Origin of the sequence: Thalassotalea eurytherma, from assembly GCF_030161415.1 — a bacterium.
Lineage (GTDB): Bacteria > Pseudomonadota > Gammaproteobacteria > Enterobacterales > Alteromonadaceae > Thalassotalea_G > Thalassotalea_G eurytherma.
Map to the genome: position 1 here is coordinate 86709 of NZ_BSSU01000004.1, position 16714 is coordinate 103422.

The 16714-nt window shown below is 39.9% G+C and carries 17 protein-coding genes; 2 read left to right on the forward strand and 15 right to left on the reverse strand.

Features of this window, described 5'->3' with window-relative positions; genetic code table 11:
- Window positions 1–17: 17 nt before the first annotated feature.
- From msrP to QQK02_RS04345, 3 genes are all read right to left on the reverse strand, one after another.
- Entirely contained in the window at window positions 18–1019 is a 1002-nt protein-coding gene (gene msrP / locus QQK02_RS04335) for a protein-methionine-sulfoxide reductase catalytic subunit MsrP (protein WP_284206733.1), read from the reverse strand.
- Between the two features lie 74 nt (window positions 1020–1093).
- Window positions 1094–1453 carry a glutaredoxin family protein gene (locus tag QQK02_RS04340; protein WP_284206734.1) on the reverse strand — a complete coding sequence of 120 codons (360 nt, stop codon included), beginning with the start codon at window positions 1451–1453 and terminating at the stop codon, window positions 1094–1096.
- A 49-nt stretch (window positions 1454–1502) separates the two neighbouring features.
- Window positions 1503–2054: a DUF2058 domain-containing protein gene (locus QQK02_RS04345; protein ID WP_284206735.1), complete on the reverse strand. Its 552-nt coding sequence runs from the start codon at window positions 2052–2054 to the stop codon at window positions 1503–1505.
- A gap of 107 nt (window positions 2055–2161) precedes the next feature.
- Between QQK02_RS04345 and QQK02_RS04350 the strand changes: the two genes are divergently transcribed.
- Entirely contained in the window at window positions 2162–2410 is a 249-nt protein-coding gene (locus QQK02_RS04350) for a DUF2164 domain-containing protein (RefSeq protein ID WP_284206736.1), read from the forward strand.
- A gap of 39 nt (window positions 2411–2449) precedes the next feature.
- Here QQK02_RS04350 and QQK02_RS04355 read toward each other — a convergent pair whose 3' ends face one another.
- Genes QQK02_RS04355 through rlmD form a run of 4 tightly spaced genes read right to left on the reverse strand, consistent with a single transcriptional unit; the run spans window position 2450 to window position 7295 of the window.
- The gene (locus QQK02_RS04355) at window positions 2450–2878 is read right to left on the reverse strand and encodes a YbaN family protein (protein WP_284206737.1); all 429 of its coding nucleotides are present in this window, start codon (window positions 2876–2878) and stop codon (window positions 2450–2452) included.
- A gap of 20 nt (window positions 2879–2898) precedes the next feature.
- Window positions 2899–3726, reverse strand: a complete 828-nt coding sequence (gene mazG / locus QQK02_RS04360) for a nucleoside triphosphate pyrophosphohydrolase (protein ID WP_407705007.1) — start codon at window positions 3724–3726, stop codon at window positions 2899–2901.
- Complete coding sequence (gene relA, locus QQK02_RS04365; protein WP_284206739.1) at window positions 3723–5909, reverse strand: GTP diphosphokinase; 2187 nt, start codon at window positions 5907–5909, stop codon at window positions 3723–3725. Before relA ends, mazG begins: the two co-directional genes overlap by 4 nt.
- A 33-nt stretch (window positions 5910–5942) precedes the next feature.
- Window positions 5943–7295 (reverse strand): 23S rRNA (uracil(1939)-C(5))-methyltransferase RlmD, encoded by a 1353-nt coding sequence (rlmD, locus tag QQK02_RS04370; RefSeq protein ID WP_284206740.1) that lies wholly within the window; start codon window positions 7293–7295, stop codon window positions 5943–5945.
- A 106-nt stretch (window positions 7296–7401) separates the two neighbouring features.
- Between rlmD and barA the strand changes: the two genes are divergently transcribed.
- Window positions 7402–10191, forward strand: coding sequence for a two-component sensor histidine kinase BarA (gene barA / locus QQK02_RS04375; protein WP_284206741.1), 2790 nt, complete (start codon window positions 7402–7404; stop codon window positions 10189–10191).
- Here the strand turns inward: barA and QQK02_RS04380 are convergent.
- The 8 genes from QQK02_RS04380 to lepA all read right to left on the reverse strand — a co-directional run bounded on the left by QQK02_RS04380 (window position 10188) and on the right by lepA (window position 16684).
- Window positions 10188–10445 carry a hypothetical protein gene (locus QQK02_RS04380; RefSeq protein ID WP_284206742.1) on the reverse strand — a complete coding sequence of 86 codons (258 nt, stop codon included), beginning with the start codon at window positions 10443–10445 and terminating at the stop codon, window positions 10188–10190. The two genes, barA and QQK02_RS04380, sit on opposite strands and share 4 nt — an antisense overlap.
- A gap of 119 nt (window positions 10446–10564) precedes the next feature.
- Complete coding sequence (gene acpS / locus QQK02_RS04385; protein ID WP_284206743.1) at window positions 10565–10945, reverse strand: holo-ACP synthase; 381 nt, start codon at window positions 10943–10945, stop codon at window positions 10565–10567.
- 1 nt (window position 10946) lies between these two features.
- A complete protein-coding gene (gene pdxJ / locus QQK02_RS04390) occupies window positions 10947–11678 on the reverse strand; it encodes a pyridoxine 5'-phosphate synthase (protein ID WP_284206744.1) in 732 nt (243 codons plus the stop codon).
- A complete protein-coding gene (recO, locus tag QQK02_RS04395) occupies window positions 11675–12367 on the reverse strand; it encodes a DNA repair protein RecO (protein WP_284206745.1) in 693 nt (230 codons plus the stop codon). Before recO ends, pdxJ begins: the two co-directional genes overlap by 4 nt.
- Before the next feature lie 6 nt (window positions 12368–12373).
- Complete coding sequence (era, locus tag QQK02_RS04400; RefSeq protein WP_284206746.1) at window positions 12374–13285, reverse strand: GTPase Era; 912 nt, start codon at window positions 13283–13285, stop codon at window positions 12374–12376.
- Window positions 13272–13967 carry a ribonuclease III gene (gene rnc / locus QQK02_RS04405; RefSeq protein WP_284206747.1) on the reverse strand — a complete coding sequence of 232 codons (696 nt, stop codon included), beginning with the start codon at window positions 13965–13967 and terminating at the stop codon, window positions 13272–13274. Before rnc ends, era begins: the two co-directional genes overlap by 14 nt.
- Window positions 13964–14884 (reverse strand): signal peptidase I, encoded by a 921-nt coding sequence (lepB, locus tag QQK02_RS04410; RefSeq protein WP_284206748.1) that lies wholly within the window; start codon window positions 14882–14884, stop codon window positions 13964–13966. The genes rnc and lepB overlap by 4 nt, the downstream gene beginning before the upstream one ends.
- A gap of 9 nt (window positions 14885–14893) precedes the next feature.
- Window positions 14894–16684 carry a translation elongation factor 4 gene (lepA, locus tag QQK02_RS04415; RefSeq protein WP_284206749.1) on the reverse strand — a complete coding sequence of 597 codons (1791 nt, stop codon included), beginning with the start codon at window positions 16682–16684 and terminating at the stop codon, window positions 14894–14896.
- Window positions 16685–16714 lie beyond the last annotated feature (30 nt).

Consider the following 16714-nt stretch of genomic DNA (forward strand, 5'->3'; position numbering starts at 1 on the left):
TCACACGACTACCACGCTTAATAATACTTGTTTAAATCCATACCTTTGTACATGTGAGCTACTTCTTCACCATAGCCATTATACATTTGCGTATCAATACGGTTTTGCGCGAATAAGCCACCAGAGGTAATACGACGTTCACGTGCTTGGCTCCATCTTGGGTGAGCAACAGTAGGGTTAACATTGGCGTAAAAGCCATATTCATGTGGTGCAAGTATATTCCATGTTGTTGGCGGCATCTGGTCAGTCAGTTTAATAGAAACAATTGACTTGATGCTCTTAAAGCCATACTTCCATGGCACAACTAACCTTATCGGCGCGCCATTTTGTGGTGGTAGCGTTTTACCATACAAACCGACACTTAAAAAACTTAACTCATTCATCGCTTCATCTAAACGCAGGCCTTCTTTATATGGGTAATCAATGCCGCCGCCAAGTCGTCGATTAGACTGACCAGACATTTGTTTAGGATCATAAAGTGTTTCAAAAGCAACGTACTTCGCTTTACTGTTTGGTTGAGCTTGTTTGATTAACGAAGCTAATGAAAAGCCAATCCAAGGAATCACCATTGACCAGGTTTCAACACAGCGTAACCGATAAATCCGCTCTTCAAGCGTAAAGCGTTTGAATAGATCGTCGTAATCTAATGTCAGTGGCTTTTCAACTTCACCGGAGATTGTTAATTGCCATGGATTTACGTTAAATGATTGAGATAGTTCTGCAGGTTGATTTTTTTGTGCGCCAAATTCATAGAAGTTGTTATGGCTAATCACCTTTTGTTCAGGGGTTAGCTTATCTAAGCCTGGCGTTGCTTTTTCAAACGCCAAAGATCGTAATTTAGCTGTTTGTTTTTCATCACCAAACCAATCAACGGCTGCATTAGCTTTAACAGGAGCTAACAAACTTGACGCACCAACAAAACCAAGCGACTTTAGTAATGTGCGACGTTGTTGATAGATTTTTTCATCAGTAACCTGATGCTCTTGCAGTTGAGATTTTTTTGATGACTTGATCAGCATATAAGGCCCTAACATTAATGAACTTAATTATTAAGACCTTATACGAATGGAATAACTTTCCTGATTAGAAAAATTTAAGAAAAGTTTTTATTGAGGTAAGCGATAATGTCATTAGATTCATACAGCCAAGTTGCGTCGCCATTATCATTTTCAATTTTTAAGCAAGGTACTTTCCGTTTGCCGCCTTCAGCTACGAGCTCATCTAGATTTGATTGCTGGTGAATATTGCGTAATTCAATGTTTAAACCTTGTCTTTTCATTGCTCGTCTTACTTTGACGCAAAATGGGCATGCAGCTAGCTGGTATAAACTTAAATGCTCAGTCGCTTTGTCTAAATCAGCTTGCTCTTGAGCACTGCGCTTAGGCTTGCTTGGTGAAAAAATAAAATCAAAGAATAAAATGATGCGGCCAATTAGCCAACGAATAACTTTCATTAATACTGCCTTAAGTTAGTAGTGGTGATTTAACATGTGAGTGAAATAATTACCACATTAAATCGTCTGGAATCTGGAAGTCTGCATAAGGATCATCTTCATCTACTTGCTCATCTACTTGACGATCGTTTTTCAACAGCACAACACTTTCATCAATGGTAGCTAGCTTGTCAGCAGTTTCTGACGTCACAACATAAGATGTTTCATCTAAACCACAAACGGCAAGACGCCCTTTCACTAATGCTTGATGAACTTGCTCATTTACATGTAGCTTTTTCACTTTTGTGCCAAAGGTGTAGTTGTACTCAAGATCGCCGACGATATCTGATAACGAGTGATGAGTGAGTATCTGCAGAACACGTTGATGCTGCTCTTTTTGCGCGAGCTCAGCTTTTCTTTGCTCATTCAGCGCTTTATCCTTCGCTTGCTTCTCAGCTTGTTGCTTTGCTAAGTCTTGTTTGACCTGCTCTTGCAAACTTTCTTGTACTTGCGCACCGCTGCGTTTTTGCTTATTTTTTTTACGTTTATCGCTGTTGGCTTGACGTGCTTTTTGTTTTGTCGTGAGGCCGGCTTTGAGTAATTGATCTTGTAAAGAAGGCATACGGGTACCACTTAAATAGTTAATTAGTGCGATTTTAACAAGGTTCGATACAATGAGCGAGCTTTGATCTTAGCATTTAACACGGCAACACCAGAAAAGGAAACCGCATGGATTTATTATCACTTTCACCGATTCAAAAAGAACGATTAATAGGACAATTTCAAAACTATTTTAACGATGAATTGTCAATGGACTTGGGGCAATTTGATGTTGAGTTTTTATTAAGCTTTATCGAAAAAAACCTCGGTAGCGCATACTACAATAAAGGACTAAACGACGCCCAAGCATTGATGTTAGCCAAAGTAGAGATCTTAACTGAGTCAGTCGTAGAGCTGGAAAGGCCTTGTGCAATCTAGCAATGAGAAAGTTGTCGACGCTCGCTCGATATTTAATTCTTAGCCGTTAGTCTCTGGTTTTGATGTTGGCTTAGTTTCTGTATTTGCCACGTCTTCGCTTAACGGTAGCTTAGCTAAAAAGTAAATCGGCCAACTAACTAGCGAAACAACTAATAGTTTGAGATACCACGCTTGAAGAATATAAAAGGACCAGCCACAGGTAACGATGATTGAAAAGATCGCGATACGCTTTGCTCTGCGGGGAATACTTCTCGTTGTTTGCCAATGATAAATAAGCGGTCCAAAGGTAGGGTTGTTCAACAACCATTGATGCAGACGTGGCGAGGACTTTGCAAAACAGGCTCCGGCAACAATCAAAAATGGCGTGGTGGGTAAAATAGGTAAAAATACGCCAAGTGTTGCGAGTACGACAAACGCTAGCCCTAAAAGAGTATAAAGCCAGCGAGGCAGTTTGATATTCTTCAACATAAAATTCCGGCTTATAACAGCTAGTTTTTAGCTATTTCAGCTTGTTTAACTTGCTGCCAAAAAGCCTCGAGTTCCTCTAAGTTGAAATCTTGAACCTGAGCATCTTTTTGCTGTGCTAGGTGTTCAACTTGCTCAAAACGTTTAGAAAACTTTTGATTTGCGGCGCGCAATAAACTTTCAGGATCTTGTTTGGCGTGGCGGCATAAATTAACAACCGCGAACATCAAATCACCTAACTCTTGATTTAAAGGTTCACCGCCAGTTTTTAACTCCGCTTTAACTTCAGCAACTTCTTCTTCAACTTTGGCAAAGACATCGTCAATGTTATGCCAATCAAAACCAACGTGGGCACAACGTTTTTGAATTTTATTTGCTTGAGATAATGCAGGTAAACTTTTCGGAATATCAGCAAGAATACTTAATTGTTGTGTATTATTTTTTTGCGCTCGCTCTTTTGCTTTTTCGTTTTCCCAATTTGCTTTTATTTGAGCATCAGTGGTTGACTCACTGTCGCTAAACACATGAGGATGGCGCCTAATCAATTTTTCACAGACGTTTTCAATCACACCATCAAAACTCAACACCTGCTGCTCTTCACCCAGTTGGCTATAAAAAATCACCTGAAACAGCAAATCACCAAGTTCTTTTTCCAACTCGACAAAGTCTTCAAGTGCTATTGCGTCAGCAACTTCGTAAGCTTCTTCAATGGTATGAGGCACTATGGTGGCAAAAGTTTGTTTAATATCCCACGGGCAACCTGTAGCAGGGTCACGCAATTGCGCCATTATCCAACGCAGTTTTTCAATAGACGCAGGTGCTGAAATCATATTTTCGTGTCTAACCTTCACAGACGAATAACCTCTGATACATCATCAAGTTGTAAAATTTTATTAGTTAATCTGGTCAACATTTCAGCGTTAGAAATTTCCATTGTTATACTCATACGTGAATGTTGTTTGTTTTTATCTGTTTGACTTTGCATCCCTAAAATACTGATGCGTTCATTAGCAATTAAGGTTGAAACATCTCGGAGTAAGCCAGAGCGATCGCCGGAAATAATCGCAATAGTTACCTGATAAGTCGACTTAACATCATCACCCCATTGCACTTCTACGCCACGTTCTGGGTTTTGTTGAAGTGAATTGGCAAGTTGCTCGCAGTCTTTTCGATGCACTGAAATACCGCGACCTTGGGTAATAAAGCCTTCTATTTCATCACCAGGCACAGGTTGGCAACACTTGGCCATATGGGTTAACAAATTACCAACCCCGGATACAGTTATCGCGTTATCTGCGCTTTTTGTTTGACCACTTTCGCGCACTAAACTCTGAAGATCTATTTCTTCTTCAGGTTGTGACTTTTTAATCAAGTGTTGCAGGTGGTTCATTACCTGCTGCAAGCGCACATTGCCCGTACCTAACGCAGCGTATAAGTCATCAACAGTTGTAAGGTTAAACTTATCAAGTATTTCTGTTAGTTGCGTCAAAGGAACATGAGTTTTACTGGACTCAGCTTCAAGTACTTCTTTACCGTGTGCAATATTTTTATCACGATCAAGTAACCTAAAGAAATGCTGCACCTTCGCTCGTGAACGACCTGAATGCAAATACCCTAAATTAGGGTTCAACCAATCGCGACTTGGATTAGGCGTTTTTGACGTTAATATTTCAACTTGATCACCGGTTTGCAATTGGTAAGTAAACGGGACAATACGACCTGAAACTTTGGCACCTATGCAACAGTGACCTACATTGGTGTGAATGTAATAAGCAAAATCAAGTGGTGTTGAGCCAACAGGTAGGTCAATAACATCACCATTTGGAGTGAAGGCATAAATCCGATCTTCAAATACCTGTGAGCGCAATTCATCAAGCATATTACCGCTTTCTGATACGTCTTCTTTCCATTGCAAGATTTTGCGTAACCAGTTTACTTTTTCGTCGAAACCGGTTGTCTTGCCACTTGCACTGCCCTCTTTATATTTCCAGTGTGCCGCTACACCTAGTTCAGCATCTTGATGCATTGATTCAGTTCTAATCTGTACTTCTACAGGCTTGCCTTCTGGCCCTAAAACTACCGTATGAATTGACTGATAACCGTTAGGTTTTGGTGTTGCCACATAGTCATCAAACTCACTTGGTAAATGTTTCCAGCTTGTATGAACGGCACCCAGAGCTCCATAACAATCTTGCAATTCATCGACTATGACACGAACGGCGCGCACATCGAATAATTGTTCAAAGTCTAACGACTTTTTCTTCATCTTTTTCCAGATGCTATAAATGTGTTTAGGCCTTCCGTATACCGTGCCTTTTACCTGCATTTTTTCTAATTGCTCTTGCAGGTTATTCACAAAGTCTGCCATATACCGTTCACGTTCTAACCTTTTACCGTCAAGCATCTTAGCAATTTTCATATAGGTTTGAGGGTGTAGGTAGCGAAAGGAAATATCTTCAAGTTCCCACTTTAATTGACCGATCCCTAAACGGTTGGCAAGTGGCGCATAGATATTGGCCGTTTCTTTGGCTGCCAGAACACGGGTTTCTTCGTCAGCATTTTTAACAATACGCAAGTAACATAAGCGTTCAGCTAGTTTGATCACAACCGCTCGAACATCATCTACCATGGCAAGCAACATTTTTCGAATATTATCTATTTGGTTAATTGAAACCTGACTTGAATGGCCTTGTTGCAATGCCTTGATCGCATCCATTTGTTCAACCCCGTGAACAAGGCCGAAAACGCTTTTGCTAAACCGCTCTTGGGCTTGCTCCAAGGTTAACGATTTATATTCGACAAGCGGATAGATAAAAGCAGCACATAAAGAGTCCTTATCTAAATTTAACTCTGATAAAATTTCAACCATTTCAAGGGATTTACTGAGGCTTTCTTTACTTTGATCAAAGTCGCCTTGAATTGTTTGCCATAAGCTTTCTAACGCCTGTTTTTTAGCATCACTCAGGTCTAGCTGCCCTAGCCATTGCTCAAAACTATGTTCAGACATTAAATGTGACTTTCGAACTGAAACCATCAGTACTTCCTTTACTACTAAATACTCGAAAAATTAAGATTGAATGCGTTGGAACAATACCATAGTTTCAACGTGCTTTGTTTGACCAAACATTTCCATGATGGCTATTTTAGCAAGACGGTAACCTTGCGATAACAGTACAACACTATCTCGGGCTAAGGTAGCCGGATCACAACTCACATAGACAATGTCGCTTGCATTAAATTGTGACAATTGCTGACATGCTTCCAAGGCACCAGCCCTAGCTGGGTCTACTAATATTTTAGTATATTTTTGCGATAGCCAGTTTGCTGATTGCCATTTTGTATTTAAATTGGCTTGGTAAAAAGATGCATTGGTCAACTGGTTAAATTGGGCATTGGCTTGGGCTTTTTTTACCATCTCATCAACACCTTCAATTCCTACAACCTGTTCAACTCTTTTGGCAATAGGTAAACTAAAATTACCCAGGCCACAATATAAATCCAACACCCTATCTGTGTTAGACAAGTTGAGCCAAATTAATGCTTGTTCAATCATCGCTTCATTGACTTGCTCATTAACTTGAATGAAATTATTCGCCTCGAAAGAAATATCTACGTTCTTATCTATCTGATAACCTAAAGAAATAATTGGTGTTAAACTTTCGAGCTCGGTATCTGCGCCTTTATCAAAAATCACTTGAATATGTCCATCAACCTGACGTGCCTGAACAAACTCATGCCATAAGGCCTTTATTTTGTCATTAAGCTTTTTAAGTTGTCGGATAACGATTGTGATCAAAGGTTTGTGTTTGCGGTAAGTATAAATTAATTCAATATGACCTATTGATTGCGCTGGCAATTGATTAACTGTTTTAGTTAACGGTTCTAATAAATCTGACAAGGGCTTTAACAAGACTTGGCACTGACTTATTTGAGTAACGTTATTCGTACCTTTTTCTCTAAAGCCTAATATGGCTTTGCCTTGACGATTGTATTGCACCCCAATGCGAGCTTTACGTCGATATTGCCAGACGTCTTTTACAACGGGCGTTTGCCATGGCAGATCATCAATTTTTTGTCGTGAGAATAATTCGCTAACTTTTTCTTGTTTTATATTGATATGCTGATGCTTATCAATGTGTTGCAGATCGCAGCCACCACAACGACCAAAGTACTTACAGTGCGGATCTATCCTATTTTTGCTGGCAGTGACGACCTTAATAAGTTTGCCTTGGCAAAACTTACTGCTTTGCTCAATAATTTTAGCAACCACTTGTTCGTTAGGAAGTGCACCATCAACAAATATCGGCTTTTTCTGATAACGAGCTACACCTCGCCCATTAAAATCAAGACGTTCAATATCAAGTGTTAGCAACTTACCTTTCAATGAGTTGCTCGTTTTTGGTTTAAAAATTTGAACCATGGTTTCTTTAAACAACCTGCTTACATGTAATTTTTTTTGGTCTACATGGCGAACTATGCCATGATATAGCGAAGAAGGGACAATTTTACACTAAACACGGCATTAGATGCAGAAAATAAGCCTAAAAGATTGGGTCATTTTAATCACCATTTTACCGACGACATTAATTGGCTTAGGATTAGCCGGTTACTTTACCGCCAGTCGTCATGCTCAATTAAATGAATTCCTCATTAGCCAATCGACAAACATCATTGAGCCGATAGCTATTGCTTCGACTATCCCTTTGAACTCTCGTAATCGAGAACATATAAGATTATTGTTAAGTTTCACCCATCGTAATCATTCTGAGTTAGTTAAAAGTATCGCGTTGTTTACTAGCGACAATCAAGTATTTGCCACCAGTTCATATAATGGCGACACTAATATAATGCGCGTGCCTGCCGGCTATGATCTTCCTCAAAAAACAACTTATGAGGAAATAGATGAAGAACTGATTTTTCGCACACCAATTATGTTAGAAATTGAACCGGAAGACAGTTTTAGTGCCCCTCAACAAATCATTGGTTATTTATCGATGCAAGTTGATAAGAAAGCCATCAAATTTGATCAACAGCAAGAAATGATTATCGCGTTTTTACTAGTGATTCTCGGCTCTATTATAAGCGCAATTTCATCCTTTAGATTGATAGGTAAAGTGACTCGACCATTAGGCTCAATGGTGCAAGCGGTTGATCGTATTCGTGAAGGTAAATTAGAAAGCAGGGTCAGTGGACAACTTATTGGTGAACTGAACTTTCTAAAAAATGGTATTAACGCGATGGCGCAATCTTTAGGTGATTACCACTTAGAAATGCAGCGCTCGATTGACCAAGCAACCCTTGATTTGAGAGAGTCGCTTGAGCAGTTTGAAATTCAAAACGTTCAACTCGATATTGCTAAGCGAAAAGCACAAGATGCTAACCGTGTTAAGTCAGAGTTCTTAGCAAATATGAGTCATGAATTACGTACACCATTAAACGGTGTTATTGGCTTTACCCGTCAGGTATTGAAAACGCCGTTAAGTGAAACACAACGTGACTACCTGCATACCATTGAACGCTCTGCTAATAATTTACTTGCCATTATCAATGATATTTTAGATTTCTCTAAACTTGATGCCGGTAAGATGGTGATAGAAAACATTCCTTTTGCACTGCGCGAATCTGTTGAAGAGTCAATTGCACTGCTTGCACCAAGTGCTCACAAAAAGAATATTGAACTGTCGTTACGTATTAGTAAAAATTTACCAGATTCACTGATCGGTGATGCAATGCGTATCAAACAGGTCTTAACCAATTTAGTTAACAACGCAATTAAGTTCACTGACGAAGGTTCTATCACAATCGATGTTGATAGTGAACATATCGACAACGATAGCGTCATCGTTAAAGTGCTGGTAAAAGATACCGGTATTGGTATGAGTGCTGAGCAACAAAAATCACTATTTGAGGCCTTTAGCCAAGCCGATAAGAGTATTACTCGGCTCTATGGTGGAACTGGGTTAGGCCTGGTCATTTCTCAACGTCTAGCTCATGAAATGCACGGCGATATTGGTTTACATTCAGAACCGGAAATAGGCTCTTCATTTTGGTTTACTTTCAAAGTCGACTTGAATCATATCCAACTCAATACGCTATCAAATCAATCAAGTTTAAAAGATAAGTCAATTTTGTATTTTGAGTCTCATGCTCATAGTCGAAATGCCGTCGCTGAAATGCTTGTTGCGACCCAAATGAAAGTAACTGCTGTATCTACGTTACAAGAGTTCGATATGCTAATGAAAGAACTTCAGTTCGACTATGGCTTAATTGCAGGTGACGCTAGCCCAGGCGCATTAAACCAGCTAAAAGAAACAGTACAGCTTACCTGTCAGCATATCCCTTCGGTTCATGTCGCTATCAATAGTACATCGCCAAGCTTACAAGAGATCATTATCGCCTCTGGTGCGAAAAGCTGTTTAGCAAAACCGTTAATTGGCCTGCGACTCATTAAGGCACTTCAAGAAAAATCTGCCGATTTAAGCCAACAACAGTCGGTTAATCAAGTTATCGTGCCGATTAAAGTGCTCGCTGTAGATGACAATGAAGCGAATTTAAAACTAATAAAGGCCTTATTATCTGAGCAAGTTCAAGAGGTCGTTACAGCAAGTAATGGTGAAGAAGCTCTCGCGTTATGTAAGCAAGAAAAGTATGCATTAATCTTTATGGATATCCAGATGCCTAAAATGGATGGCATAACCGCATTACAACATATTAAAGCAGATACCTTTAATGATAAAACACCTATCGTTGCGGTAACCGCGCATGCATTAAGTGACGAACGTGATCGATTACTAAAAGAAGGCTTTAACTCATACATGACAAAGCCAATTGATGAAACCATGTTAAGACATACCATTTATGAGTATTGTGACTTTAATATGTTTGTTAGTCGTCAATCAAAAGAAAAAAATGAAGCGGTTGAAACGATAAAACCTACTGCAACAAAAGTCATTGATTGGTCATTGGCACTTCAACGTTCGGCTAACAACGAAGCATTAGCGAAAGATATGTTATCAGGGTTAGTCAATAGCCTACCTGAAACACAAACACAATTATTTGAAGCTATCACCTGCCACGATGCCAACCAAGCCCAAACGCTCATACATAAATTAAACGGTGCGTGCTGCTATTCGGGCGTGCCAAACTTAGCCCAGTGTGTGCATGAAATTGAAACACAATTAAAACGTGGTGCGAGCTTGGAAAATTTAGAACCAAATTTCTTGGAATTAACCGATCATATAGAGATTTTAATTGAACAGGCAAAGCCGTTCTTAGCGCCAGAATTGGCTATTGATACAGAAGAAAGAAAACGTTAACGAATAATGATGTCAGGAGATGAGTTAATTTCGCCGTCTTCAGTGATTACTGCAACACCACCATTACACATTAAGACCGCAATACTGCGTCCATTTTCATTACGTACAAACGACAGTTCGTAACCAAATTTCCCTAAGCTACTGGCGGAGAATTTTTGGGCAAGCGATAGTCTATTCCACCACACCGACTGATGAGGGGGCTCTGACCGACGCTCATCAAACACACCATTATCTACCCGATTTTGAGCCTGCATATACCACCTCTTTACGACAACACCCTGTTACCAGTATAGACATAAAGTATATTTTTTGCGCAGTTTAATCTAGCTTTAATTAGACTTTTTCTTAGCTAGCGTTAAATTCAGTGGATAACTTAGTGACTTAACACAACAAATGCAGTCACTATATGTTTTTCATCAGCAATAGAAACATGCCAATGGTTAGCGCCTAATTCTTTCGCCTTTTGCAGCGCGACGTCACTTAATGAGATAACAGGTGCGCCTGCTTCGGTATTTGATATTTCAAAATGTTGAAAGGAAACGCCTTTGGCTATGCCGGTTGCTAATGCTTTAGAAGCGGCTTCTTTCGCCGCCCAGCGCTTAGCAAGAAATTGACTAGGCTGAGCGTGCGAATGATAGATTGATAGTTCTGTTGGTGTTAATACTCGAAGGGCAAGTTTATCACGCACAGGTAACGTCATTGACGCAATACGTTCGCTATCAATAATGTCTGTACCAATACCAACAACAGACATATTAAGCTCGTGCTTCAATCATTAAGCGCTTCATGTCTCGTACTGCTGTATCTAAGCCATCAATAGCGGCGCGAGCAATAATGGCGTGACCAATATTTAGCTCAATGATATCTTTAATCGCAGCAATAGGTTTTACATTAAAATAATGCAAGCCATGTCCCGCGTTTACCTTTATACCCAAGGAAGTTGCGTACTCAACACCTTCGCTAATACGTGCTAATTCTTCAGCTTGTTTGTCTTCACACGTTTCATCGGCGTAATGTCCAGTATGAATTTCAATATAAGGAGCACCGGATTTTGCAGCCGCTTCTATTTGCTTTTTATCGGCATCGATGAATAAGCTCGTTTGAATCCCGTTTTCAGATAATAACTTAACTGCTGCAGTAATACGCTCTTGTTGACTCACAACGTCAAGACCACCTTCTGTCGTGAGCTCTTCGCGCTTTTCTGGCACTAAGCAAACAAATGCCGGTTTAACATCACAAGCGATCGCAAGCATCTCGTCGGTCACTGCCATCTCTAAATTCATTCGTGTTTGAATAGTTTGCGCCATCACATAAACGTCGCGATCTTGAATATGTCGGCGATCTTCACGTAAATGGATAGTAATACCATCAGCGCCGGCATGCTCTGCTACACTAGCTGCATGGGCAGGATCTGGATAAGTTGTACCACGCGCTTGCCTTAAGGTTGCGATGTGGTCTACGTTTACACCTAAAAAAATCTCTTTCATGTTTTCTTTTCTCTTGCGATAAAAAGTTCGCGGCTCTTTAATGGTTTATATCCTAATAAATGATTTAACATTTGTCTCATTAAACGTTTATGGGTATTCAATACATTAGGATCATTAATATTTTCTTGTGCAATCGCTAATAAATGCTGTTTTTCAAAAATAGGAGATTTACTGTCACTTGAGGCTTCAACAAAACCTTGTTCAACATTGAATTGAAACAGCTCGCCCCTATTATTTTCTAACGCACTAAAATCGAATGATACGCCTAACTCTTCAATTAATTGCATCTCAAAATAACGCAATACAGGTTCAATTTGAACTGCTTCATTTAGCTGATTAATGACCTGCTTATAACTAAAAAATAATCCATCACAGGGTATATTTTCAGGTAACAGTTTCACCAACAGCTCATTGAGATATAAACCGCTATACAATGAATTCCCTGCCAGCATTATCGGTTGGTGACAACTTTCAAGCTGAGATGCTTTCTTCAACGAATGTTTGCCGGAGAGTTGCAACGAAAATAAGGAGAACGGTTGCAAAATGCCTTTTTTGTTGGCTTTGAGTGAGTGACCGGATGAAATCACGGCACTCACTTTTCCATCGTATTGCGTTAATAGATCAATGATGAGTTGATGTTCTTTAAAAGGACGACTGTGCAATAAAAATGCTTGCTGTGTCTCATTCATCAACTATTAACCTGAGTAATCGTCGCCATAACCTAAGCTACGTAAAGCTCGCTCATCATCTGCCCAACCAGATTTCACTTTGACCCAGGTTTCTAGGAAAATCTTACGATCAAACAACTCTTGCATATCACGTCGTGCTTCTTGCCCGATAGTTTTTAGCTTTTCGCCTTTGTTACCAATAATCATACGTTTTTGGCTATTTCGCTCTACCAACACTAATGCATTGATATGTAAAATGCCTTTTTCATCGACTTTAAATTGTTCAATTTCAACGGTCGTTGAGTATGGCAACTCATCACCTGTAAAGCGCATTAACTTTTCGCGCATGATTTCTGACGCCATAAATCGACTTGAACGATCGGTAATGTAATCTTCAGGGAACCACCAATCGCCTTCAGGCAAGGCGGCAAAACATTGCGCTTTGATCGCGTCTATATTTTCACTTTTCTTCGCTGAAATCGGGATAATTTCTTTAAAATCGTACTTACTCGCTAACTTTTGCAAGTGAGGCAATAACGCTTCTTTATCTTGCACGTTATCTGTTTTATTAACGGCTAAAATTGTTGGTACGTTAGTGTTTTTGATTTTTTGTAAAACAAGCTCATCATCCGCGGTCCAGTGCGTACCTTCAACTAAAAAGATGACGAGTTCAACTTCAGCAATAGAACTACTTGCCGCGCGATTCATCAAGCGATTGATAGCGCGCTTCTCATCAACATGCAAACCCGGCGTATCAACCAAAACAGCTTGATAGTGATCTTCCGTCAAAATACCTAATATACGATGGCGCGTAGTTTGAGGTTTACGAGAGGTAATACTCACTTTTTGGCCAAGCAAGTTATTGAGTAGCGTTGACTTACCCACATTTGGGCGGCCAACAATAGCTATTAAGCCACAACGAGGGTTATGATTTGTCATTTTGAATTCTCTCTAATACCTGTTGTGCTGCCGCTTGTTCTGCTTTGCGTCGACTTGTGCCATTGGTGATCACTTCGTCAGCTAGCATTTGGGTTGTACATTTTACCGTAAAGGTTTGATTGTGTGACTTGCCTTGAATATCTATCACTTCGTATTGTGGTAAAGGGATTTTCTTACCTTGCAGTAATTCCTGCAATCGCGTTTTAGGATCTTTTTGAACACCCGGTTTAATTGTGCTTAGGTGAGTTGCAAACCATGACAAAATAAGGGTTCTAGCAGCATCAATGCCTGCATCTAAATACACGGCGCCAATGATTGCTTCAATTGCATCTTCAAGAATAGATTCTCTGCGGTGGCCACCACTTTTCATCTCGCCAGGTCCTAACACAAGGTAGTCACCTAAGTTAAAGTCTTGGGCAAGCTTAGCTAAAGTAACACCGCGCACGATACTAGAACGCATGCGGGTCAGATCACCTTCACTATGCTTAGGAAATTGTTGGAAAAGTGCTTCAGCAATGACAAAGCCTAAAATAGAGTCGCCTAAAAACTCAAGGCGTTCATTATGAACGCCCTTGGCACTTCGGTGAGTTAACGCTTGAAAAAGTAAATCAGGATTATTGAACTTATATCCTATTTTCTCAGTCAAGCGATTCGCTGCTAATGGGTTTGTTTTGATGTTCAACCAATACCACCTAATCTATCAAAACGTATTCCTGTCGGGATCCATGTTGGTAAGAAATCTTCTTCGGTGCGTTCAAAGTCAAAACTCATCCAAATAAAGACCGCTTTACCTACCAAGTTTTCTTCAGGTACAAAGCCCCAAAATCGTCCATCTAGCGAGTTGTCACGGTTGTCACCTATGGCAAAGTAATGCCCTTTGGGAACAACAAACTCATCTGGTTGAGTACCAGTTTGTTGATAGTAATTAGGTACACGCTCGCGTAAATTCTCATTCACTAATATTTCATGCTTGACGTCACCTAATTGTTCAGCATAACGGGTTAATTCACTAAATCCGTCTGAATAAAAACCTCGTTCAACGAACTTAAGCGGCGCTTGTTCAAAGTTAGGACACTCAGTATCTTGCGCCTGGCAGGCCTTTTTAATGTAAAGCACTTTGTCGCGGTAGATGATACGGTCACCCGGTAAACCGACGACTCGTTTAATATAGTCTAAGTTAGGATTCACTGGATACTTAAACACAACAACATCACCACGTTGTGGTAAGTTATTTTCATAAAACTTATTTCGCGCTACCGGATCACGTAAACCATACTCAAATTTATTGACGAGAATGAAGTCTCCGTCGAGTAATGTCGGCATCATTGAATCTGATGGGATTTGAAATGGTTCATATAAAAATGAACGCAAAATCATGACAAACGCAATGACCGGAAATATTTGCACAGAGGTATCAACAAAACCACTGGGTGCTAATATTCCGTCTTTAACTTCTTCAGGCAAGCTACCTTTACATTGTGACTCAGCGTCTTCGAGCTTCACCAAACGTTGAGGTGCTAAATAAAATTTGTTTAATAACCAAACAATACCTGTAAAAAAGGTAATTGCGACTAAAAATATTGAAAAATAAGCAGCCATAAACTCTCTTTAGTTATCCATCTTAAGTACAGCTAAAAACGCTTCTTGAGGCACTTCCACATTGCCTAACTGTTTCATGCGTTTCTTACCATCTTTCTGTTTCTGTAAAAGTTTCTTCTTACGTGAAATATCACCACCATAACACTTTGCGGTTACGTTCTTACGCATCTGTTTTACCGTAGTACGCGCAATAACGTTATTACCAATTGCTGCTTGAATAGCAATATCAAACATTTGACGGTGAATTAACTCTTTTAATTTCTCTACTAAGCTTCGACCACGAGCAACAGAGTTAGTTCTATGTGTGATCATTGCAAGCGCGTCAACTCGGTCACCGTTAATCATTACATCAACGCGCACCATGTCTGCTGCTTGGAAACGAATAAAGTGATAATCAAGCGATGCATAACCACGAGAAGTTGATTTCAATTTATCAAAGAAATCCATCACTACTTCAGCCATTGGGATTTCATAGGTAACAGCGACTTGATTACCGTGATATACGATATCTTTCTGCATACCACGCTTTTCAATACATAACGTAATGACGTTACCTAAGTGTTCTTGTGGTACAAGAATATTTGCTTGCACGATAGGCTCACGAATTTCTTCAATATTATTAATTGGAGGCAATTCACTTGGGTTATCAATCATAAGGCTTGTACCGTCAGTACAGGCTACTTCATAGTTTACTGTTGGCGCCGTTGTGATTAAATCAAGGTCATATTCACGTGCTAGGCGTTCTTGAATAATTTCCATGTGGAGCATACCCAGGAAACCAATACGGAAGCCGAAACCTAATGCTGATGAGTTTTCTGGTTCGAAGAATAACGAAGCATCATTTAAGCTAAGTTTGTTCAGTGCATCACGGAAGTTCTCATAATCGTCTGAACTAATTGGGAAAATACCAGCATAAACCTGTGGCTGAACCTTTTTAAAACCTGGTAAAGCGTCAGTTGCTTCCTTCTTCGAGATAGTGATGGTATCGCCCACTGGCGCACCGTGAATCTCTTTAATACCAGCGATAATAAAGCCAACTTCACCAGTTTTTAGAACACCAGTTTCCGTTTGTTTCGGTGTAAATATACCCACTTTATCGATAATATGAGTTTGTCCTGTAGACATTACTACCATCTTATCACCTTTGCGTACTTCGCCATTCATAACACGAACGAGAGAGACAACGCCTTGGTAGTTATCGAACCATGAGTCGATAATCAATGCTTGCAAATTAGCATCTGGGTCACCTTCTGGTGCAGGAATATTTTCAACAATACATTCGAGCACATCTTCGATGCCAATCCCTGTTTTAGCCGAACAAGGAACGGCACCTGTCGCATCAATACCAATAATGTCTTCAATTTCTTCACATACGCGATCAGGATCGGCTTGTGGCAAATCAATTTTATTTAAAATCGGTAGTACTTCGAGATCCATTTCAATTGCGGTATAGCAGTTCGCAACGGTTTGCGCTTCAACACCTTGACCGGCATCGACGACTAATAAGGCACCTTCACATGATGCTAAAGAACGTGAAACTTCATAAGAGAAGTCAACGTGACCAGGCGTATCGATAAAGTTTAACTGGTAAGTTTCACCGTCTTTAGCTTTGTAGTCTAAGGTAACACTTTGCGCTTTAATGGTAATGCCACGCTCACGTTCCAAGTCCATTGAGTCAAGAACTTGTGCTTCCATTTCACGTGCTGTTAAGCCGCCACAATGTTGAATCAAACGATCAGATAAAGTTGATTTACCGTGATCGATATGGGCGATGATTGAAAAGTTTCTAATATGCTTCATTTATTTAACTTTCTAACTTATGTTGTAGCG